Source organism: Legionella sp. JM-2024, from assembly GCF_055389095.1.
The window spans coordinates 2,328,637-2,348,740 of record NZ_AP039388.1 but is presented as its reverse complement, the minus strand read 5'-3'; the positions used below and the strand labels follow the sequence as shown (position 1 = coordinate 2,348,740).

The following is a 20,104-nucleotide window of genomic DNA, read 5'->3' as shown; positions in this document are numbered from 1 at the left end:
TTTTTGTTCTGATTTGTCATTGTCAAAATTTAAATTCAGGAAAATGTCAATAAATTTTAGTTAACCAAAGTGGTCGTCTATACTGTTTAATAGTAGAAAACGAATCACAGAGTATGTCTTGAATAACACTCCGCATCTTATTTTAGGGGATATTATTACCCCTACATCGACAGGACAGAGTCTTCTTATCAAGAAAGGCTATGTCATGATTGACGCCGGTAAGATTATAGAGGTGGGAGAACAGGATCAGTTAAATAAAGAAATGGCATGTACTGTATCTGATTATCCTGATCATTTAATTCTTCCTGGCTTAATCGATACACACAGCCATCTTCCCCAATATGCGATTAGTGGAGCAGGTGATTTACCGCTGATGAGTTGGTTAAATACCTTGGTTTTTCCTGCAGAAATAGCTTTTTCACACGATTTGGAAAGATGCCAGCGGTATGCAGAGCTTTTTATGCATGCTTGCCTGGCTTATGGAACAACGACTATCAATACTATGATAACCAGTAGCAGGCAAGCAACAGAAGTGGTCTGTGATGTGGCTGCTCGAATGGGTATTCGAGCTTTTATAGGTTTGGTTTTGATGGATAGAAATGCTCCTGATAGTTTATTAGTGAATTGTGACCAGGCATTTAAAGATCTGACTTTCTTAAAGGAGCATTATCACGGTAAAAATAATATTCATATCACAGTTTCTCCACGATTCGCCGTGACTTGCTCCGCCACTATGTTGAAACAAGCTGGTGAATTTGCTCGTGAAAATAAACTGTTATTGCATACTCATCTTGATAAGGATGAAGGATTTGATGAGTTGATTCAAACCTTATTTGATAATTCCCATGATTATTTCGATGTGTTTGAATCCACACATTGTTTTGCTGATAAGACTGTATTTGCTCACGGTACTTTGTTATCACAACAGGAAATAAAGCGTATGGGATGCTACACCGACAAAATTGGCATTAGCCATTGTCCTTCAAGTAATTTTTCTTTTGCCATGGGGATGGCCCCTATTTCCTTATTTAAAGAGTTGGGGATTGAGGTTGGATTAGGATCAGACAGTGGTGGAGGAGATCGTCTTTCCCTTTTTGAGGAAATGCGAACGGCAAGTTTTACTAATAAAGCATTGTGGCGCCTTAATAAGGATACATTACTGATTGATGCAAAGACCTGGTTATATCACGCAACCCTGGGTGGGGCGAAATTGTTGGGGTTGGAACAGCAAATTGGCAGTATTGAAGTGGGTAAAAAAGCCGATCTGATTATCCTCAATGATAAGAATAATTATCCTTTATCCGAGCTGACTTCCGTATCAAAAGAATTGCATCTTGATGATCTTCAATATCGCTTAGCCAGAGTGATTGCCCGAGCCCATGAAAACAAGGTGATTGCTGTTTATATTGATGGAAAAAGAGTTTATTGATTCTAATAGTTTCTGGAGACAGTTATTCTATTTACTGAATCTTCGAGTTCCGTTCAAAGGTAGTTAATTCCAAAGCAATTGATCAATTATGAGCCTTTGTAATACTATTTGCCTCTTCCACAAACCTTTGACCATGACTTGGCTTAAAGAAGTTCACAGGCTGACCAGTAAGTTTTCTATAAATCGCAATCCCTGAAAATGTGAACGCCAGAATACGCAAACAATCTCTTAGAAATCTTTTCCACATTGGATCGCGATGATCTTTTAGTTGCTCTTTTGCTTTATTAAGTTGTTTTTCAAACGTTTCAATCCGTTGGCTTGGCAACACATTTTTCCTATCAAGATCATTTTTCATTACAGCCACACTTGCTAATTTTGCCCCAACCTTTTTATCCTTTGGTGATTTAGCCAAAACCTCAGTTAAGTGGTCATAATATTGGTTAATTCTTTGGTGTAATTTAAACACTTTAACCAGTGCTAGCTGTTCTTCTTTTGACTGCCATGATTGAAGCTTTTTGTTTTGCTCTTCTTTAAATTCCTCGCTTTCTTGAGCTGAATTATCAACTTGCATTCCAAACTTATTTTTCTCTAACCGGCACTGTAATTTTTTATTTTCCTTTTGGATACTTTCTAACTGTTGCATTAAAGTTATCTGTTCAAAATGTGATTTAATCGCTTTCACATGTAAAAGTAACGAGGTAGACGCGATAACAAAGGATTTATCGAACTCTGCTCTACTCATCATATGGCGTAAGATGGTTTCAATAGGGCCAATGCAATTTGACACGGAAGGGCTTGCTTCCTCAAATTGTTTCCCATCATGCTTATGGGCATCATTGATTAAAGAAGGTGTTGATAGCGCAACTGCAGTTAGTTTTGCCATTACTTTTTCAATATTATCGATAAAAGGTTGATATTGATTGTTAACCCTTGGATACTTTGTTAAAAAAACCTCTTTAATTAGCATTGATAATGATTCATAGTCTGTGACTTTAATATTTAATTTTTGCTCTAGCGTTTCAATCAAGGCTTTATCATAGTCACTTATTTTATAAAAAGGATAATACGATTTGGCCAATGCTAACCACGAAGGCATCATTTGATGATTGAACGCATTAATAATTTTTATTTCTAATTCATTAAGCATTTCAGCCTTTATGTCAGCCCTCTCAGGTGGGACATTAGCATTCAACGCATTGATAAATTTAGCAAACAGTTGAAATTGATTGCTTAAAAGATGAGGCGAATTCCATGGTTTAAATTCTGTTGATTCTGATGTAATTGATGAAGCTGGCATGATGTATCCTTTAAGAGGTTATAATAAACCGTATAACCTGTTTATATTTTGCGTTGATTATATCATAAAGATGCTCAAGGGTAAAAAAATAGACAAATAGAGATCCAGCTGTCTATAGTTCATGTTACCGAATCGAGACTTAATTAACATGAAATAGCCTTATCGTCATCGATGCTCCAGGAGTACTACCTGTTTAACTATGGCGCATTTTTGAATCGGTTTTTATATTTATCATTGAAAAAATGTCTGTAAATTACATAGTGAAGAGAGTAAAAAACTTGATAATTTCAAGGTTTTTACTCATCAATAACTAGGGCGTGTTGACAGTTGTTATTTATAGTTTTCTAAAAACTTAAACAAGTTATTTATATCGATTTTGTAATTTTCGGGGTAAGTTTTTCTTCCAAATTATCAATTTTTCTCTGAATCTGTGTAACAAATGTTTCATTGCTTTTACTCGAGTGTTCTTTCATTAGCTGGTGTGTTTTTTTGAGATCTTTGAATAAAAGATCAATTTCTTCTTTATCAGTACTTACATCGAGTTTATTAATTATTTCGTTTAGTGCCGATGCTTTGCGAAACAATAACTTGAATAAAAGCGCTGGATTGTCCAGTGTCATTTCAAAGTAATTTTTAATTCCTTCATCAGCCAAGCTAACACATTTTTTATATTCTTTTAGATTTAAACATGCTTGGCAAGCATTGGAGTGCACCGTGACAAAATCCAAAACTGGTATTGTATCAAGTGATTTATACAACTGAATGGCACTTAGATAACATTCTAAAGCACCTTCATAATTAGGTTTCTTAAAGAGCTCATTGCCTAATATCTTTAACTCGTTTGTAATGGCAACAATGTCATCTGTTTCTTTAGCTATTTCTGCAGCAGCGCAAAGGATTATCTTTGCTTGTTCAAGCGCAGAGCCATTAATATTCTCCTGCCTTTGAAGATAAAATTTTTCAATTAAATTACCATGATAGCTGACGTACTCAGCGACTAGCCCATAGTAATTTTCAAATGAAAAATCAAGTCCTTTGCTGGTAAGAAAGGCAGTATTCAGGAAAAAATTGGTACGTACAATTCCACTTTCTATTCCAATCCCTTTACGATAATCCGGTTCAATTTGACAATCTCCACCTGCTAGAACAGCTGGTAATTCTTTGCCTAGATAAAATGGTCTAGCGACGTATTTAGGACAAACAGGAAAATGTCCGAAAGAATTAATTTTAAAATCAATGTCCTCAAAACCGTATTTTAACTTCAGTAAATCTTTAAGAAATTCAATTTGTATTTCCTCGCTTTTATCTTTCAAATCATCGGGTACTTCATAATAAATAAAATAATTAAAACCTCCTTCCTCATTCTTGGCAGAACGAATGTCAACAACCGGAAATGAAAAATTCGGCCAACCATACTTTTGCCTTAATTTGCATAATTGCTTAGCCTGGACCAAGGGATTTATTTTTTCAGGCTCATGGAGTTTCATTGCTTCTTCGTCACTTAATGACATGTAACAAGAAAAATGATTGGTATGCGGGTTCTTACCTAATGGCTTTATCTCGAATACCTCTTTTCCTAATAGGCGGTTGGTTTCTTTTAGAACCATGCGACTAGTACCAGAACAATCAATGACCATGTCGCATTGGATTGTATGGGTGTCTTCATTAAGATCTTTATAGGTAACGGAATTGTTGCTTAACTCAGAGAATGTTCCTTTTTTAAATTGAACTTTTTTACTCTTGCAATATTTATACAATTCTTTTTCAAGATCTCTTATATACATTGCCTCACTAGGTATCCCTTTTGCTGACGGTAAGCTAATGGATAATTGAGAACTGATGGTTTTTATTGCCTCGTTGGATACAATCCTTTCACGGCGATAGTCACCGACCCTTGGATCAATCACTACAATATTGATAGGCAACTTATAGTATTCTTTTATTTGTGCCAGTCTTGCAGCCCAATACAAACCTACTGGTCCACCTCCAACAATAACAAAATCTTTCATTTGAGAACCTCTCATATAATTACTCTTGTTAATTATAGTGAAATAAAATTAATCAAATATTAAGAAGCCAATATGACTGTAAAATAATACAGTAGTGCTGTCGAAACAGATGGATTAACAACGAGGATTCTATAGGCAGTTACCTGTGGTATCTAAGGGATAAATTCCAGGGAGTCTGGCTGATGTATTGCTGACTATATTACAACCAGAACGCATTTATTTTAACTACTCAAAATTTTCGTGTACGTTTTTAATGTAGCGAGGTCTGGAGTACGATAAACATATTTACTTTGGGAAATTTTTGCGTCCGCCAGAAATTTGGCAAAGTAAATTCCTGTAGGTAAAGGTTCAATAATAGTGATGTCGATACCTTTTTGTTGTAAACCTTTGTGGATTGCATCACGATAACCAATCAATCGACCTGAGCCAAAAATAAGCGTATCAGCGCGCTTATTAATCACAGCATCCGCACATTGTTCAATTAATTCATTGATTGTTTTTTCTGAACGATAATCATCATGGGGATCCAATTGCACACCTTGAATACAAGCCAATCTGTCATATAATCCATAACTGCGAGCCAAATTTTCCTGAATGGGTGTCAACTCATTTGTTGTATTAATAATGGCAAAATTATTGCCCATCATTGTTGCAACATGCATTGCTGTTTCTGCAAGACTGACCACGGGAATGGTAACTGCTTCACGAAGGGCGCGTAATGCAACATCGGCCATCATATCAATAACTATGGCATTCACTTTTTCAGATTCCGCCAGCATTACTTTTTTGATGAGGTAGGGAGCCATCAGGGCAATGTCGAATTCATGCCGTACTGCATCAACGGTAATATCGGCATAATCAATACTTAATTTTAATTCGGCGCTTTCAAAAGGTTTTAACATTTCCGCATTTAAAACCTTGGTGTTATAGCCTGGAAGAATTACACGTATATGAGTCATCCTTATTTGCTCCAGAAAGTTAGTCAAGTAATAACATCATGCGACGGGCATTATGGTATACTTTTGCAATATTGCGGGCTTCAAGCAGTTCAAAAGGTATTTGCGGGAAAACTCGCTGTATTAAATAGTCATACAAAGCGTATTTAAAACCAAGTTGCCATTCAGAGGCATTGATGGTTTGTTTTGTTGCTTCGCTGAGTTGGTTTCGATGTCTTTCTATATAACTTTTTAATAATTTCGCATCAAAATTTTCGGGCAATACATAAGATAAAAATTCAACAATATCACGTTGTGGTATGTGTACAGTAGCAATTTCCCAATCATAAATAAGCACTTTCTTTTTTCCATTTTGATTGCATAACGCAACATTTTTGGGTACACAGTCATTTTGGACCAATGTTTTATCCATAACATCAATTTTACTACGCCATTCTGGAATGGTTTCAATAAGATGAGTATGAAAAAGATAGTCCTCTTTTGTAATGAAAGGTAAATTTGTGGCTTTCACCGCATCAGCGAGTGCAATCCAATAAGGTATGAACTGTTGCATTTTATCAACATTAAACAGATTTTCGAACCCTTTGATCTTGGCTATTTCCTTTTCTTTTTTATACCAAACAGCATGCATTGGAGAAATGCCATCAATCAAGGTTTCAATAGCATTTTGGTTCCACATAGATACATCATTAGGGTCAAGGGATAGCCATTCTTCATCAAGACATTGCAAAATAAGTACACACACATCGCCTTCTTCATCTAAATAAGTGCCATAACACAACGGCATAGAATGACGAAACGCTTCAAAAGAACGCTGCATGTTATACACAGCGGTTTCTTTTCTATTTAAATTTGAGAACTCTAATTGGGATAAATAATCAATGACTGGTGGTACCGTTTGAATGCCACATTTCTCAAAAGCAGTGGAGATGACCTGGAGATAATGACTATCACTAATTTTGGATTTGGCAATAACAAATTGATTCTCTATTTTACCATTTTTTTTGAAATGGATTTCATAACGTTGCACACCAATGGGATGATCGCCTTCTTTGGGGTGTTTGGCAGACCACGCGACTTTATCAGCAGCTGAAGGGGAGTATTTTGCTGAAAGCACCTGTATATTTGGATCAGAAAAATATTTTTTCAAACAGTCTTGGAAAAAAAGTTCTGAAAATTCTAAACCATAGTGTGTGGTTTTGACATATCCTTGCTTTAGCATTTTCCTCTCCCTAACTACAGTTAAGAATAGCAGTATTCCATTACTGATGCGAAATGATTTTTTACTTGGTATGAATGGATTGTTTTTCTATAACAATTTGATCTTTGATTTTATGATTGTCATTAATAAATTGAATTTCCATGCTTTTATTATTAACTGTGACTAACAGGAATCCATGATGTTTGTTATAGAAGAATTTGCTCCCTTTAACTTTTTTTCTCATGGAGTAGAGGGGCGCTCCACCGGCTCCATTAACAAAATAAACAATACCATTTCGCTCAATGCGTTCGTAATTATGATCATGACCTGACATCACAACATCGATGCCCATAGAGGCGAAATCCCATTGCATCTTCTCATATGAGCCATGCTTTCCTGAGCTAAAAGGAGCATGGTGGAAATAGGCGATTTTAAAAGGGGCAGTGGATTGTTTTACATGTTCAATCAACCAACGATATTGTTTTAAATCCTTTGTGTTTCCATCCGGTTCATGCGAATCACTATCTAATGCAAAAAAATGAACAGGACCTGCAACAAAATCATAATAACTTTGATTTCCAGGAAGGGTAAAATAGCTGAAATAGGGTAACATACCCTGGTATAAACAAGCTTCGTTTGCAATCCAATCATGATTCCCAAGGGTTGGGAAAAAGCGATTCATTTCAGAACCCTTACCATATTTACCCTGATAATTTCCGATGTATTCTTGATAATATTTACCAATATTTTTATCAATGGTTTTCCAGCAACCTTGCTCGTAGTTATTGTCACCCAAGGTCAGGATAAATTGAGGTTGTTTGGATTTTAATATTTTAGCTACTTTAGCTTCTCCAACGGAATCATTGCCATAATCTCCAATGACCGCAAATACAGTGGCATCCTTGGCCATCAGGGGTAATGATATGAAAAATGCAACAAGATAAAACAGCTTTTTCACGGGAATAGCAGTACTCGATAATTTGGGGCATCCTAGGTTATTTTTCACCAAAACACAATATGCTGTTTTTTAGAGCATGATATCAGGTGTCTGCTTCACTTGAACTGATCTTTTTTTAATCGTGGAATGATAGTCAGAGGTAAAAGTGAATTGATGAATTGTTACCATTTTTTCATGAAATAACCGGAATGCGTATTTTTCGTTGTTTAGTTTATTTTGGAATTCATACAATAGAGTCTGTGACAATTGCCTTATAATCTTGATGTACCGCGGTTTGTCTCTGAGATTAACTACTTGCGAGTATATTATAAAATGAATTGTCAACAGACCATGGATTGGCGTTGAAGATGTATTTTAATACTTTGTTAATATAATTATGATAAAATGTATAAATATACGACACTCTTAAGAGATTATCATGCCAACAACAACTGAGATTCTTGATAAGCTGAAACAAAATCCCAAAATGCCATTAACCAAAGAAGTTGAGGAATCATTAAGAGCAATTAAAGTGGTTTGCGACTCTAAATATTCTAATCAATCCTTTTATGGAAATGCAGCACTTAATCGACAAATGCTATTAGATCCCCAAATAGCAAAGCTCTTAACTCCAGAGGTTTTAACTTATATTTTTACTAATGAGCCAACACCAGAGACCAAAATAAGGCGCAATACGTCTCCTGGTGGTGAGATTAATCTTAAAGACGCCATTTATTATGGCCTTAAAGAAGGCTTGCATGTTATTCACATGATGCCAAATAACGAATCTAAATATGGTCCAGGTGCTTATGAGCAACAACAACAAAAATTTTCTACAAATACGATGCAAATTATTGCCAATATAAGTAAAGCAGCTGGTACTGAAGAAATAGAAACTGAGCAGAAATTAGACCCAAGTGGTCTTATAGATCAATATGAGCGCATCGTTAGAACAGTTAATTTAATAAAAGAGCAAGGTCAATCAGATAAGCTGTTATCAGTTCCAAGTTACACTCCACAAAATATGCGTGATCAAGTGGGATGGGGATTTCAACGCTTATGTGAGATTACTAAGACTCAAGATCTTGGTAAAGAGACATTAGATAGTTTTTGTGAAAAATTCCTGAATAGTCCTGAGGCAATGCTGGATGGTAGTGTTATTCATCTCTTCTATGACAGAGCTCATATTGATGCGGCACTTGAGCAGGATAAACTATATAAAATTGGGGATAAGGATTATAAATTCCAGGATATTTTTAGAGCAATGATACAAAAGGTTGCCACCAATCCTGACAACTATCCTCCATGTGCTAAAGAGCAATTTTGTTTACGTTTTGGATTGGTTGAAAGTGACTTACAGAATCGCTTTAAAATAGCTCATGAGCTAGCCTTTGTTCCAAAAGAAACTGTTCCTGATGTTCCCCCGCCAATTGAGAAAGTTACGGTTCACGAGGTACCTAAAGTAGAGACCAAAGCGTCGTATATACTATTTGATGCCAAAGGCAATAATTTTGTTGATGGTGTTGAGGAGCATAATGGTAGCTATATTATAAAAGGAAGAAACAGTTCAGGACAGCCTCGTTCAATAACTATTGATAAAGATGGGAATGCTACGGGTCATCAAGGATCTAAAGTTCTTGGTATAGTTGGTGATCAGATGTATGCTCAAAGAGCAGCAATATTTGCTCATTTTAATATTCAAGTACCTGATATTGTAAAAGGTATATCACCTCCACCTAAAACAGCACCAGTCCAAAAAGAAATCGAAGAATTGGATAATTTAAAAGAACAACCACCTGTGAAACCAATTCAAGATCTTGGAGTACAAAGATTTAAGGCCCAATCTAAAGCCATTGATAAAATTCTGGATGAATTTAAGGATAAGATTAAGTCTATTGGTACTCATCATACCGATGCAAAAGTTAAAGCTGAGGAATTATTGATAAACCTGAGGAAATATAAAAGCGATGCATTTAAAGATCCATCTAAAGAGTCCCTTGAACTTTTTGCTAAACAATCAAAAGAAGCAATTAAGGAGGTCACTCCTGTGTTGCAGAGAGATTTAGGGTGGGGTGACTATTTGGCAAATCTGGCGAAACGACTGGTTAATGCCGTTACTACAGCAGTGGCTTTTATAGCGACTTTAGGATCGTCAAATCATCATGGTTTTTTTGCTTTGAAATCTTCTGGTGCAGTCAAGAAATCCCAGGAACTCGATCAGGCGTTAGATAATGAGCTAGGGTCAAGAAAGCCTAAAGGATAAAAATTAAAATGTGAATTGGTTCAATATATTGAATTGAAAAAGAAATATCATTTTCAATTTAAACTGGATTTTGAACCTTCATCACTAAGGACTATTCGATCCTTTAATCATAGCTAATCAAAACTATAATTGCTGAATTAGTGGATAAAGTTTTTGTATCAGTTCCCCGACATGATCATTTTCAGCATTGGTTGCACTGTTAAAGAGAGCGACTATGATGAATTTTTCTTCAGGCTTACACATATAGATTGCCCGATAGCCCAATGTTTTACCTTCATAAAACCAGTATCGTCCTATTTGTTCATCGTATCCTTGACTAATTCCAAGCCCAAAGGCTTTGGGGTTGTCCTTGTCAGTTTGGCTAACAGACTTGCCTGTAGTGATTGAAATCATCGATTGCATGGTCCTCTTTTCAGATTTGGACAACAGCTTGTCTTCAATAAACAGGTGATTAACCCATGACAGGACAGCGGCACTATTGGCAACTATTGCCCCTGCTGCACCTGCCCAGCTGAGGTTTGCGTCAGTCACATCGAGCCCCAGTAATTCTGGATTGTCATAGATATTCCAGGAATATCCACGAACCTTCTGTTTCATAACGCCAGCGGGGTATTCAGGTAAAGGATAGAACATATGTTGCAGTTTCAAAGGAATGAAAATATGGTCACGTATCAACTGAGGAAAGGGTTGATGGTATTGTTTTGACAGTATCATATCCATCAAAACATATCCGGTGTTGCTGTAAAAGTAACCAGATAGTCGAGGTGGATTGCCAGTTTTGGGATAGGCTAGTGCCATGAGACTTTCATGAGACCAGGAATAACGTAAATTCTTACTAAATTGGTAATTCATAGTGGGGGAGTTGGAATAATTGGGAATTCCGGTACTCATGTCCAGTAACCCGCTCAGTGTGAGATTTGACCAGTCCGGATATTGTTTCAGATGTTGTCCCAGTGTGTCTTTAAGAGACAGTTTTCCATCTCGTTCGGCCATCACAGCAAGCGCAGCAGTGAATGATTTTGTAATGCTGCCAATTTCAAACAGATCTTCGGAAGACAGAGCTGGACTATCAGTATCCAGAGAACGTTTACCGGCAGTATAATGCTGGATTGAGTTGCCTTTCATAACAGAGACTTGAATAGCAGAGAAATGCTCCATGGCACCATATTGTTTCAGATGATCATTCATAATCGTTTGAATGGTGTTGCCGGAATCAGCAAGTGCCACTGATGAGATAAATAAAAGTCCTAACCAATTCCCTTTCATACAAGGTAACTCCTGTTAGCCTATATTCAGAACCATAAAGTATCTGGTAATCCTGCCACAAATAGGTCTTTGTGATCAACTTTCAATACGGTTTCACTGTATCTGCAAGAGTATTTAAATATTTAAGGCATTATTTAGAGAATTATTTTCTTTATGATTTACAACCAAGAAAACATGCTCACCATTTTTTAATGGAGAACATGTCTGTTTGGATATTCGTCTTAGTAAGAAAATGATCTAAAGCATGTCATATCAATTTGTCACAATTATCCAGAGATAATTTTTAGTAGCTTTAATGCATGCTTCATTGTTTTCGTCTACATCATTGAAAAGTTATAAATAAGATCAGTGTTTCGTTTTTCTTTTAATGCCCCCTAACAACCAGTCTTTACTTACCTCAAGCTCATCAGCGATTTTTTGCATTGAGTTGGAGTCTACAGCCATGACACCGTTAAGCAAAGCCTCAATTTTAGATTTCGGTAATTTGAATAACTTGGAGCACACTTGAACACGTTCAATCATTAAACAAGGTACACCTAGTGAATCCAGCTCATTATTCAAACGTTCAGTTAGTATTTTGTTAGACATGGTATTCTCCTTGTTGCTTTTATTCAGTGTAAAACACCAAAGCTTAAGGATTGATTAACAAATAAATTTATTCTGATTAAATTCTTTATACGGGATAAAGGTGTTTATCGTAAGTCCGTATAGTCTTAATATAGTCTTAACAGATCAAATATTGAATGATTGGTGTTATTTTCATATAATCAAGACCCTTTAATTGTTTGCCAAATGCGAGTTAACTAATGAGAAGACTAATTATCTGTAAAAACAATACATTAACAGTGTGTATTCAATCAATTTCTTCAGGCGACTTAGTAGATAGATATACCCCTATTCTCAGCCTCACCAAAGACTCTAAAAACGAATTCACATTAGAATTGTCTCGAATTGCTTCAGGATTTTATAAAATACCTTCTGAGTTAACTTCCTCTAAAGAAAAAGCCGCACATCTTATAACACTGATTACTCGTTCAGAGGAATCTGCAATTACGGATATGCATAAAGTACTCAATTCCTTTGTTTCAGGGAAAGTAGCTACTGGTAGTTTGTTTACTTTTGAAAATGATGGCTCATTTAAGAGAGAGCCTGAGTTAGCTTCTAATTTAATCAATAAAATTTGATAGGTTAGCTAAACCAAGGATGGTTAAACAAGCTATGCTTTGAGTACTTCAACTCTTCTGAAAACAAATTAGCAAAGGCAGGGTGGACCTTGATCCATATCTGTCAAGCTAAGACTGCTTTTAAATCAGAAAGAGGCTGAAACATTGGTTGTCAAAGTTCATGAGGTTTGTCCTTATTCCAAAGCAGTACGTGCTAATATTGAGGTGAAATTAATGTTATCGTTAAATAATAAATAACTTTCTCCAGTCAATAAGGATGTCTCATGTACATAATCTATTCATACGGTACGCCCAACGGATTTAAACCCACCATTATGCTTGAAGAGCTGAAGCAACCCTATACCATAAAGCTGATCGATATCACTCAGGGTGAACAATTTAATCCTGACTTTTTAAACATTTCACCCAATAACAAGATTCCAGTCCTGTATGATCAAACCAATGATTTTTATCTCATGGAAAGTGTTGCTATTTTGCAGTATTTAGCTGAAAAACACAGGCAGTTTTTACCGGATACTACAAAAGAGAAATATAACATTATTCAATGGTGTTATTTCCAGGCAGCGCACATAGGTCCTATGTTCGGGCAATTTGGTCATTTTCATCGTTATGCTCAGGAACAAGTACCCTATGCCATGAAGCGATATTCTGATGAATGTATGCGGCTTCTAGGGGTTATGGAAAAACAACTGGCCCAAACGCCATTTATTGGTGGTTCAAATTATACGATTGCTGATATGGCCATCTGGCCTTGGGTTTGGTGTTTTCAATTCATATACGAACAGACTATTGATGCGAAACTGTTTCCCGGTTTAATGTCCTGGTATCAACGAATTAATGAGCGACCCGCCATTAAAGCGACTCTGGACGTATATGGTCGATGATGATCATAAATATTCATAGATGGCAAGCAGGTTTAGTTGAATATATCAAATAGTCAATTGCTCCCAATTGCCACATTGGTGTAGAAGTCCTAACTTAATTTTGCTACATATTCCTTAACTTCTTCCGGAATTTGTGTGCTATTGACATCTATAGTATTATCTTTAACATATAATGCAGCCAGATATTTAAGGGAAGGAATTTCCACTTTAGCTCCAGTTCTTCTTAATTCATTAATTTGGACAAACAAATGTTGATAATCAACTCGTCTTAATTCTTCAAGACGAGCATGCAGCAGCTTAATGTCAACCGTACTTAATAGCTCCCCATAAGAATCGATTTTTTCTTTAATGTAATTATCGATTACAGTGCTTTTTACAATGTAAGATAATAAAACAGGGAGTATCACATAATACATTAATAGTACTTTAAAAATTGATGTACCCAAATCAAGGGTTCTATCCCAAAAACTGTCTATAATAAATAAATGACTGATTATACCTGTCAAATAGAGCATGGAGGATTGAAAATAAACAAAATCGTTCCTGATTTTGTTTATAAAAATCGTCTTTAACTGTTTTTCCAGTTTTTTAGAGTCCTCTTTAAAATCTCGAAAGAAAAAGAAAAATCCCAAATGGTAACGAATCTGCTTTTGAAGTATTACACGTAATAGATTCTCCAACGAAATCTGTGAATCAAGCTTTTCAAGAAATTGTTTTATTTCTTTTCTATTGTTATTTTTTCCAGCAAGATAATCAACCACTAAATCAATTTTGCTCATTTCAAAGAAATAATCCAGTAGCGGTTTTAAAATGGGTAGCAGTAGCTTTTGGTCATTTTCAGTCATAGTTGTACTATTTTATTTGGAATTTTTTTGAGCATGTAATGGCCACGGAGAGCATTATATGCTCATGAATGTGGGTTTTACAACTCCAAACCAATTTTTCGCATCACGCTATAGTCTATACTTATTTTAAGTTATTTTTACTGGTGTAGTGAACCTTGGTAAAACCTGACCTTTGTCGAGTAACACATTTTATGAATTGAGTGAGTTTTATTTATAAAAGGAATTTGTTTTTTACAAATTAGTATTTATTACAATGGATTTGATTAAACTCGAGTAAATGATTCGGAGAAGAGAATGGTCTTACAGTTTGATACCATCATTTTGGGTGGGGGTAAAGGTGGAAAAACGCTGGCCATGGATTTATCAAAAGAGGGTCAACGAGTAGCAATGGTAGAGAACAATCAAATTGGTGGTACTTGCATTAATGTAGCATGCATACCTACCAAGACACTTGTCCAGTCAGCCAAAATTGCTCATTACTGTCACAAAGCGAAGGATTATGGTTTAAATGTGACATTGGGTCCAATTGATTTTAAATCAGTTCGAACACGTAAAGATGTTGTAGTTCAAAGTATGCGTGAAGCCAATTTAAAGCAATTTTTAGATTCAGGCATGAGTCTCATGTTAGGACATGGCTGTTTTATTGGACCTAAAATGATTGAGGTTGCTCTTTCCTCGCCGCAGGATGGCCAAAAAACTCTGCAAATAACAGCTGATAAAATTATTATTAATACAGGCGCTCTGCCGTTTATTCCTCCAATTAGCGGACTCGATAAAATAAACTATTTCACCAATGATAGCTTAATGAAAGTAGACACAGTTCCAAAGCATTTAGTAGTCATTGGTGGTGGTTATATTGGTTTAGAGTTTGCTCAAATGTTTCGCCGCTTCGGTGCTGAAGTTACGGTAATCGAAGCCAGTAGTGAATTTCTTAATCGCGAGGACAAAGATATTGCTGAACAAGTTTTTCAGACCTTATCCAGCGAAGGCATTCAATTGGCTATCGATACAAAGATTAATGCTATACGCCAAGAGGATGCTGAAGTTATTATTGAAACAAGCCGACAAGGTAAATCAGAGTTTATCCGTGGTACAGCTATTTTAGTTGCAGTTGGACGTATAGCAAATACCGCAGGATTGAATTTGGACAAAACAGGTGTTGAGCTTGATGAACGCGGGTTTGTCAAAGTAAACGAGTACCTGGAAACAACTGCTGCAGGGATTTGGGCTTTGGGAGATATAAAAGGAGGAGCACAGTTTACCCATTTATCTCTCGATGATTATCGACTGGTGAAGTACAACTTACAAAACCCACAGAATAAACACTCTTCCAAAGACAGGCTTATTCCTTATACTGTTTTTCTCGATCCAGAGTTAGCACGCATCGGGCTTACTGAAGCTCAGGCTAAAGCGCAAGGCCACAAAATTAAAATAGCCAAAATTCCAGCGGCTGTTATTCCACGCGCCAAGACTCAGGGAGAAACAACAGGTGTTTTGAAGGCAGTAATTGACGCTGAAACTGATTTAATTTTGGGAGTTTCAATTTTCTGCGCAGAGGCTGGAGAAATATTAGGTGTCGTCCAATTAGCAATGGCATTAGAGATGCCTTATCAAAAATTGCGTGATGTGATGTTTGCCCATCCTACTTTAGTTGAGGGAATTAATCTGTGGTTTGCTCAGATTTAGATACTAATGGTGTAGAGGTAGAATCGAATCGCTGACGCGAGTATTTTCAGTTACCCAATTAAAAAATAAGCATAGCATCGCCAAGATTATCCGCTATGTCGAAGTGCGCCGTGATTTTTGTGATGGAGTTCTTATTCCATCACCATGATTTAACCATGCTTATACGAAGTAGAGTGATCTTCATCAAGCGGCTGCTCAACCTCTTCCTGAATCAGTTCTGTTGACATTCTTACCTTGGCTGCTTCACCAATACCAGTGTTATTGATTATGGTTTCCTCAGGAATATCGTCTTGTTTTGTCCACAATTTACCAGAAGCTTCCCGCAATATTTCAGAGGGTGCCTTAACTTTCATATCATGAAACGCAGTAGAATATGAGTTATTGGGGTTGGCAACAATATCTAGCTTTGAATTCTCAGAGCTTGATTGTTTTTGTTCCTTCTTTTTTAGTCTTGAAACGGAATCACTTGTAAACATACTTGATAATATGTTTCTTAAAAACCTACCAATCCCTTCTTTTATTATTTCGCCAATGGTATTTAAAAATGAACCAATTTTTGAGAGCATATTTTCAATGAATGAAGGTTCCTTTTGTTTTATTGATGAAGATTTTTTCTCGTGTTTTTCTTGTTTTTGCGGCTGTTCTTCTCTCGCCTTTTTAATTTGTGATGGTTGAATCAACGAGTCTTTATTTTTAGCCGTGAATTGTCCTAATTCATCCATCATGGTTTTCTTTTTACTATAAGCATCACCTGCTTTGTCAAGATATCTAAATATATTCAGATTCATCTCTTGTTCTGCTTCTGTTCGTACATAAAAGAAATGAGCTTCAGGCAATCCTCTGGCGCCAACTTCTGGATGGAATTGTGTGGTTATAATTGGAACACCAAACTCTGATTCTGCCGCTTCAATGGATTCATTATCACTTGCAATACCTGTTTGTTGAAATCCGGTTCCCAGTTTACTAACTACTTGTTCATGTGCGCCAAAAAACTCAGTTTCATAATGAGGTGGGGTAGAGTTTTCTTCTAATCCTTTTTCTACATCATTCAAATTATTTCTTATAATTTGTAATTCATCTTTTAGTTGATCTAATTTTCCCAATTCTTCTACAAACTCTCTTAAATCAAATAACTCTTCTTTTACTTTTAATCCTGTTAGTTTTAATAAAGTTTGCACTTTCGATTTATCTAATGCTTCCAATTTTCCTAATTCATCTAATTTCCCTGTTTCTTTTAATACGTTTAATTTTTCTAATGTTTTTACTTTTTCTGACAATTTATTAAATTCATCCCTCATTTCATCAAAAGTCTTCCTGATTTTGTCCATGTCTTTCTGAAACTTTTTCCCACCAATAATTTGAGCTATCAATGAATTCTTATTCAGTTTTATTGTGTCATAATTCATGACTTGCTGTTTATCTAATTTGTCAGAGTGTAAGTCTGATACTTCTCCACCACCATATACTGCAACGACTTGATGTCCACCACATACACCCAAAATAGGCATACCTTTTTCTGTTGCTACGTGTACTAATGCGAGTTCGGCAATCGTTCTGGAAAAATCATATGTTTGGTCAGGATCTCTTGTTTGGTTAAAAAGCTCAGGATCAATCATGGCACTGTTACCTGATAATGCTAGAACGTCGACATCTTTAAGAAGCTCTATTGCTTTTGCTTTGGCATGTGCAAATAATATTTGTCGACCTTCTTCAGTGGAATACAACTTATCGAATTTTTCTTTAGGTATGTCTTCCATCATTTTTCTATAGTCGCCGTCAATGACTTCGGAACCTACCTGTGTAAATGATTCTTTCAAGGAAATAACACTACTTCCACCAACAATAGGGCTATAGGTAACAATTACTCTTGTCATGATCATAATTATTTACAATTAAACAGATTACATTATAAATGATCATTATTAAGGATTCCTTACCCATTCGTTAAAGAGATGTGATTAATAAAATATTTTGAATTTATTGATTTGGATCGTGTTTATTTAAAATTGTATATTGTTTTTTGAATCTAGGTTTACAGCGCTTACTGAATTGATAAATTTAATTTTTATCCATAAATCGGCAATTCTTATAGAATCTTAACAATTTTTTAACAATTACTTAACAATTCCTTAACATTTGTCTGCCATAATGCCTTCAGTTTAAACATGAGAACAAAATATAGGAGGTCTTGTCACTTATTTGAACTGATTAATGCAGTCCGTATTATCAGGCAGGAGCATCCCTCTACTGAATAATGCATCGATTCATATAAATAGTTTCAACATACAAGTTCGTTAATAATATAATTACTGAGGAGTCACGAGTCATGGCGTTATCAGAAATCGTTATCAATGATATGGTTCAATCTCAAACTAAAGCAGTCATTAGCGAATCAAATTACCACATTCTTCGTCAATATCTTCTGGAAAGAAAGCCCTTATTGAGAGGGCTCAATTCAATTAATGCACTGCTTTCTGAGCACTGTGATACAGATAAGCAAGTAATGATAAATCACTTAACTCAATTGGCTTGTGAATCCCAAAAAGAGTACGATCTTGAAGAAGCAATGAGTGATGAGCAAGAGAGAAGTAATGAAAATTCTCTGATGATCCGCTATAGGGAAGATCTGTCAGCTTTAGAAAACACATTGGAGCAGCTAGACACAAAATGCTTTCAGCAACAACGCCAATACAATCAAGTAAGTAGACAATTTAATGAGCTTAAAGTAAATCTTACTCAGATTAATCAAAACATTGATAAAATCCGCTATGAACGACAATTGCTTAATCAACATCAGAGTAGTCCATACTCAGATACTAACGTTCATACCCATCCTGTAACTACCCCCAGGTTGTATCCTGATCTTTCTCCATTTCAGGAACAACTCACTCAGGACAGATTCCTGCAGGAAGAAAATAGACTTATTGAGGAGCGTCAAAGACTGATGCATCTTATCAATTCAAAAGAATCTGAGAAAACCAGAGAAGAACATAGTTTAACCAGATTTCTTAAGGAGAAAAAAGAGGTTGAAGGACGTTACAGCGAAGTAAAACATCAAATAGACATCGTGCTACCGCATAATGAACAACAACGCCAAATCAGGAATCAAGAGCGTCTCGCCAGAGATAATGCCAGAAAAAGCTATGATCCGCATCTTTTGCAATTAACTCCTAAAAACCTGGAAGCGTTAAAACAACAAATCGAAACCCAAGCCCGTGAGCTGGATGCGCAACGTAACCAGTTAATAAGCGATGCGACTGAAATGAGTTATAAAATTTATTTAACTCAATTGGAACAAGCTTTGCAGGAATCGGAAAATGGTCCTCAAATTACGTTCAATGAAAATAATGCATTAAAGATGATTTTAGCCATGATGAAAAATATGGAAGAAATGGCGGAAAAGGAGAAAATTATTACTGGCTCACTTAATAGTGAACGGAAACATCTTCATTCTCTGCAAAGAAGCCTGGTGGAGTGTACCCGGCAATTAGAGCGCTATCTAACCTCAGAACCTCATTTGGTGAAACAAAACAAGGAGTTTAATGAGGAAAATGCCAAGTTACAGCTATATAGTGAATCAGCAGCTGGTTATAGAACAAAAGCACTCTATACGTCTCTTTTTAGTATTGGAAGTAGTTTAATAAGTATCGGAATATTGAATACCTTTATCATTAGCCCCATATTTTTTGCTATTCCCGGCGCTCTTGCTACGCTTGGTGTTGTTTCCCTGGTTATTGCTGTAGTCTCTCATTGCCAGAAATACTTTAATGATGCGCAAATGGAAAAAAATAATCAGAAGATTGAGAAAAATGAATTAGTGCTGCTGAAGCAATGGAAAAAGGCTAACGAATTAAGTTTAACTACCATTCCAAGTCTGAACACTAAAATAGAAAAATCTGAGAAAGATCTGGTTGAACTTGAGCAAAAATTACAAGATCAGCAACATGAAATGAGCCTGGTCTTGAATAAAGCCCAGAATGTCTCCAGAACTTACAGTGGGGGCAGCAACTTTTTTGGTAATACTACTGGAAAAGTGCTCTATTTTCCTTCAGCACCTTTTCAAGAGGAATCTCAACTCTACCCAGAGATTCACGATAAGCAAGTGAATTACGGCTACTAATCTAAAATGACTGGTCTTCAACTTGGT

The 20,104-nt window shown here is 36.0% G+C and carries 15 protein-coding genes; 6 read left to right on the top strand and 9 right to left on the bottom strand.

The features are described from left to right. Nucleotides 1-118 precede the first annotated feature (118 nt). Nucleotides 119-1,429, top strand: a complete 1,311-nt coding sequence (locus ACZ5EK_RS10365; RefSeq protein ID WP_464429441.1) for an amidohydrolase family protein — start codon at nt 119-121, stop codon at nt 1,427-1,429. Nucleotides 1,430-1,511: 82 nt separating this feature from the next. Here ACZ5EK_RS10365 and ACZ5EK_RS10360 read toward each other — a convergent pair whose 3' ends face one another. The 5 genes from ACZ5EK_RS10360 to ACZ5EK_RS10340 all read right to left on the bottom strand — a co-directional run bounded on the left by ACZ5EK_RS10360 (nt 1,512) and on the right by ACZ5EK_RS10340 (nt 7,898). Further along, nucleotides 1,512-2,576 carry a hypothetical protein gene (locus ACZ5EK_RS10360; protein WP_464429440.1) on the bottom strand — a complete coding sequence of 355 codons (1,065 nt, stop codon included), beginning with the start codon at nt 2,574-2,576 and terminating at the stop codon, nt 1,512-1,514. 515 nt (nt 2,577-3,091) lie between these two features. After that, nucleotides 3,092-4,735 (bottom strand): lycopene cyclase family protein, encoded by a 1,644-nt coding sequence (locus ACZ5EK_RS10355; protein ID WP_464429438.1) that lies wholly within the window; start codon nt 4,733-4,735, stop codon nt 3,092-3,094. A 221-nt stretch (nt 4,736-4,956) separates the two neighbouring features. Further along, nucleotides 4,957-5,694: an aspartate/glutamate racemase family protein gene (locus ACZ5EK_RS10350; RefSeq protein ID WP_464429436.1), complete on the bottom strand. Its 738-nt coding sequence runs from the start codon at nt 5,692-5,694 to the stop codon at nt 4,957-4,959. Between the two features lie 19 nt (nt 5,695-5,713). Further along, on the bottom strand, nt 5,714-6,913 hold the full coding sequence (locus ACZ5EK_RS10345) for a 3-hydroxy-3-methylglutaryl-CoA reductase (RefSeq protein ID WP_464429434.1): 1,200 nt from the start codon (nt 6,911-6,913) through the stop codon (nt 5,714-5,716). A gap of 61 nt (nt 6,914-6,974) precedes the next feature. Beyond that, the gene (locus ACZ5EK_RS10340; RefSeq protein WP_464429432.1) at nt 6,975-7,898 is read right to left on the bottom strand and encodes a metallophosphoesterase; all 924 of its coding nucleotides are present in this window, start codon (nt 7,896-7,898) and stop codon (nt 6,975-6,977) included. A 370-nt stretch (nt 7,899-8,268) separates the two neighbouring features. Here ACZ5EK_RS10340 and ACZ5EK_RS10335 point away from each other — a divergent pair, with 370 nt between their 5' ends. Continuing rightward, complete coding sequence (locus ACZ5EK_RS10335; protein ID WP_464429430.1) at nt 8,269-10,092, top strand: hypothetical protein; 1,824 nt, start codon at nt 8,269-8,271, stop codon at nt 10,090-10,092. Between the two features lie 123 nt (nt 10,093-10,215). Here the strand turns inward: ACZ5EK_RS10335 and ACZ5EK_RS10330 are convergent, their stop codons facing one another. Both ACZ5EK_RS10330 and ACZ5EK_RS10325 read right to left on the bottom strand, forming a co-directional pair. Next, complete coding sequence (locus ACZ5EK_RS10330; RefSeq protein WP_464429428.1) at nt 10,216-11,358, bottom strand: serine hydrolase domain-containing protein; 1,143 nt, start codon at nt 11,356-11,358, stop codon at nt 10,216-10,218. Between the two features lie 345 nt (nt 11,359-11,703). Further along, on the bottom strand, nt 11,704-11,946 hold the full coding sequence (locus ACZ5EK_RS10325) for a hypothetical protein (RefSeq protein WP_464424277.1): 243 nt from the start codon (nt 11,944-11,946) through the stop codon (nt 11,704-11,706). A 218-nt stretch (nt 11,947-12,164) separates the two neighbouring features. Between ACZ5EK_RS10325 and ACZ5EK_RS10320 the strand changes: the two genes are divergently transcribed. Next, on the top strand, nt 12,165-12,542 hold the full coding sequence (locus ACZ5EK_RS10320) for a type IV secretion protein Dot (protein ID WP_464424276.1): 378 nt from the start codon (nt 12,165-12,167) through the stop codon (nt 12,540-12,542). A 263-nt stretch (nt 12,543-12,805) separates the two neighbouring features. Then, complete coding sequence (locus ACZ5EK_RS10315; protein ID WP_464429426.1) at nt 12,806-13,426, top strand: glutathione S-transferase family protein; 621 nt, start codon at nt 12,806-12,808, stop codon at nt 13,424-13,426. Nucleotides 13,427-13,515: 89 nt separating this feature from the next. Here the strand turns inward: ACZ5EK_RS10315 and ACZ5EK_RS10310 are convergent, their stop codons facing one another. Continuing rightward, a complete protein-coding gene (locus tag ACZ5EK_RS10310; RefSeq protein ID WP_464429424.1) occupies nt 13,516-14,271 on the bottom strand; it encodes a hypothetical protein in 756 nt (251 codons plus the stop codon). Nucleotides 14,272-14,565: 294 nt separating this feature from the next. Here ACZ5EK_RS10310 and ACZ5EK_RS10305 point away from each other — a divergent pair, with 294 nt between their 5' ends. Then, nucleotides 14,566-15,957, top strand: coding sequence for a mercuric reductase (locus tag ACZ5EK_RS10305; RefSeq protein ID WP_464429422.1), 1,392 nt, complete (start codon nt 14,566-14,568; stop codon nt 15,955-15,957). 149 nt (nt 15,958-16,106) lie between these two features. Here ACZ5EK_RS10305 and ACZ5EK_RS10300 read toward each other — a convergent pair whose 3' ends face one another. Then, nucleotides 16,107-17,831, bottom strand: a complete 1,725-nt coding sequence (locus ACZ5EK_RS10300; RefSeq protein WP_464429420.1) for a gamma-glutamyl-gamma-aminobutyrate hydrolase family protein — start codon at nt 17,829-17,831, stop codon at nt 16,107-16,109. 452 nt (nt 17,832-18,283) lie between these two features. On the opposite strand from ACZ5EK_RS10300, the gene ACZ5EK_RS10295 reads away from it, so the two are divergent. Then, nucleotides 18,284-20,077, top strand: a complete 1,794-nt coding sequence (locus ACZ5EK_RS10295; protein WP_464429419.1) for a type IV secretion protein Dot — start codon at nt 18,284-18,286, stop codon at nt 20,075-20,077. Nucleotides 20,078-20,104: the final 27 nt, after the last annotated feature.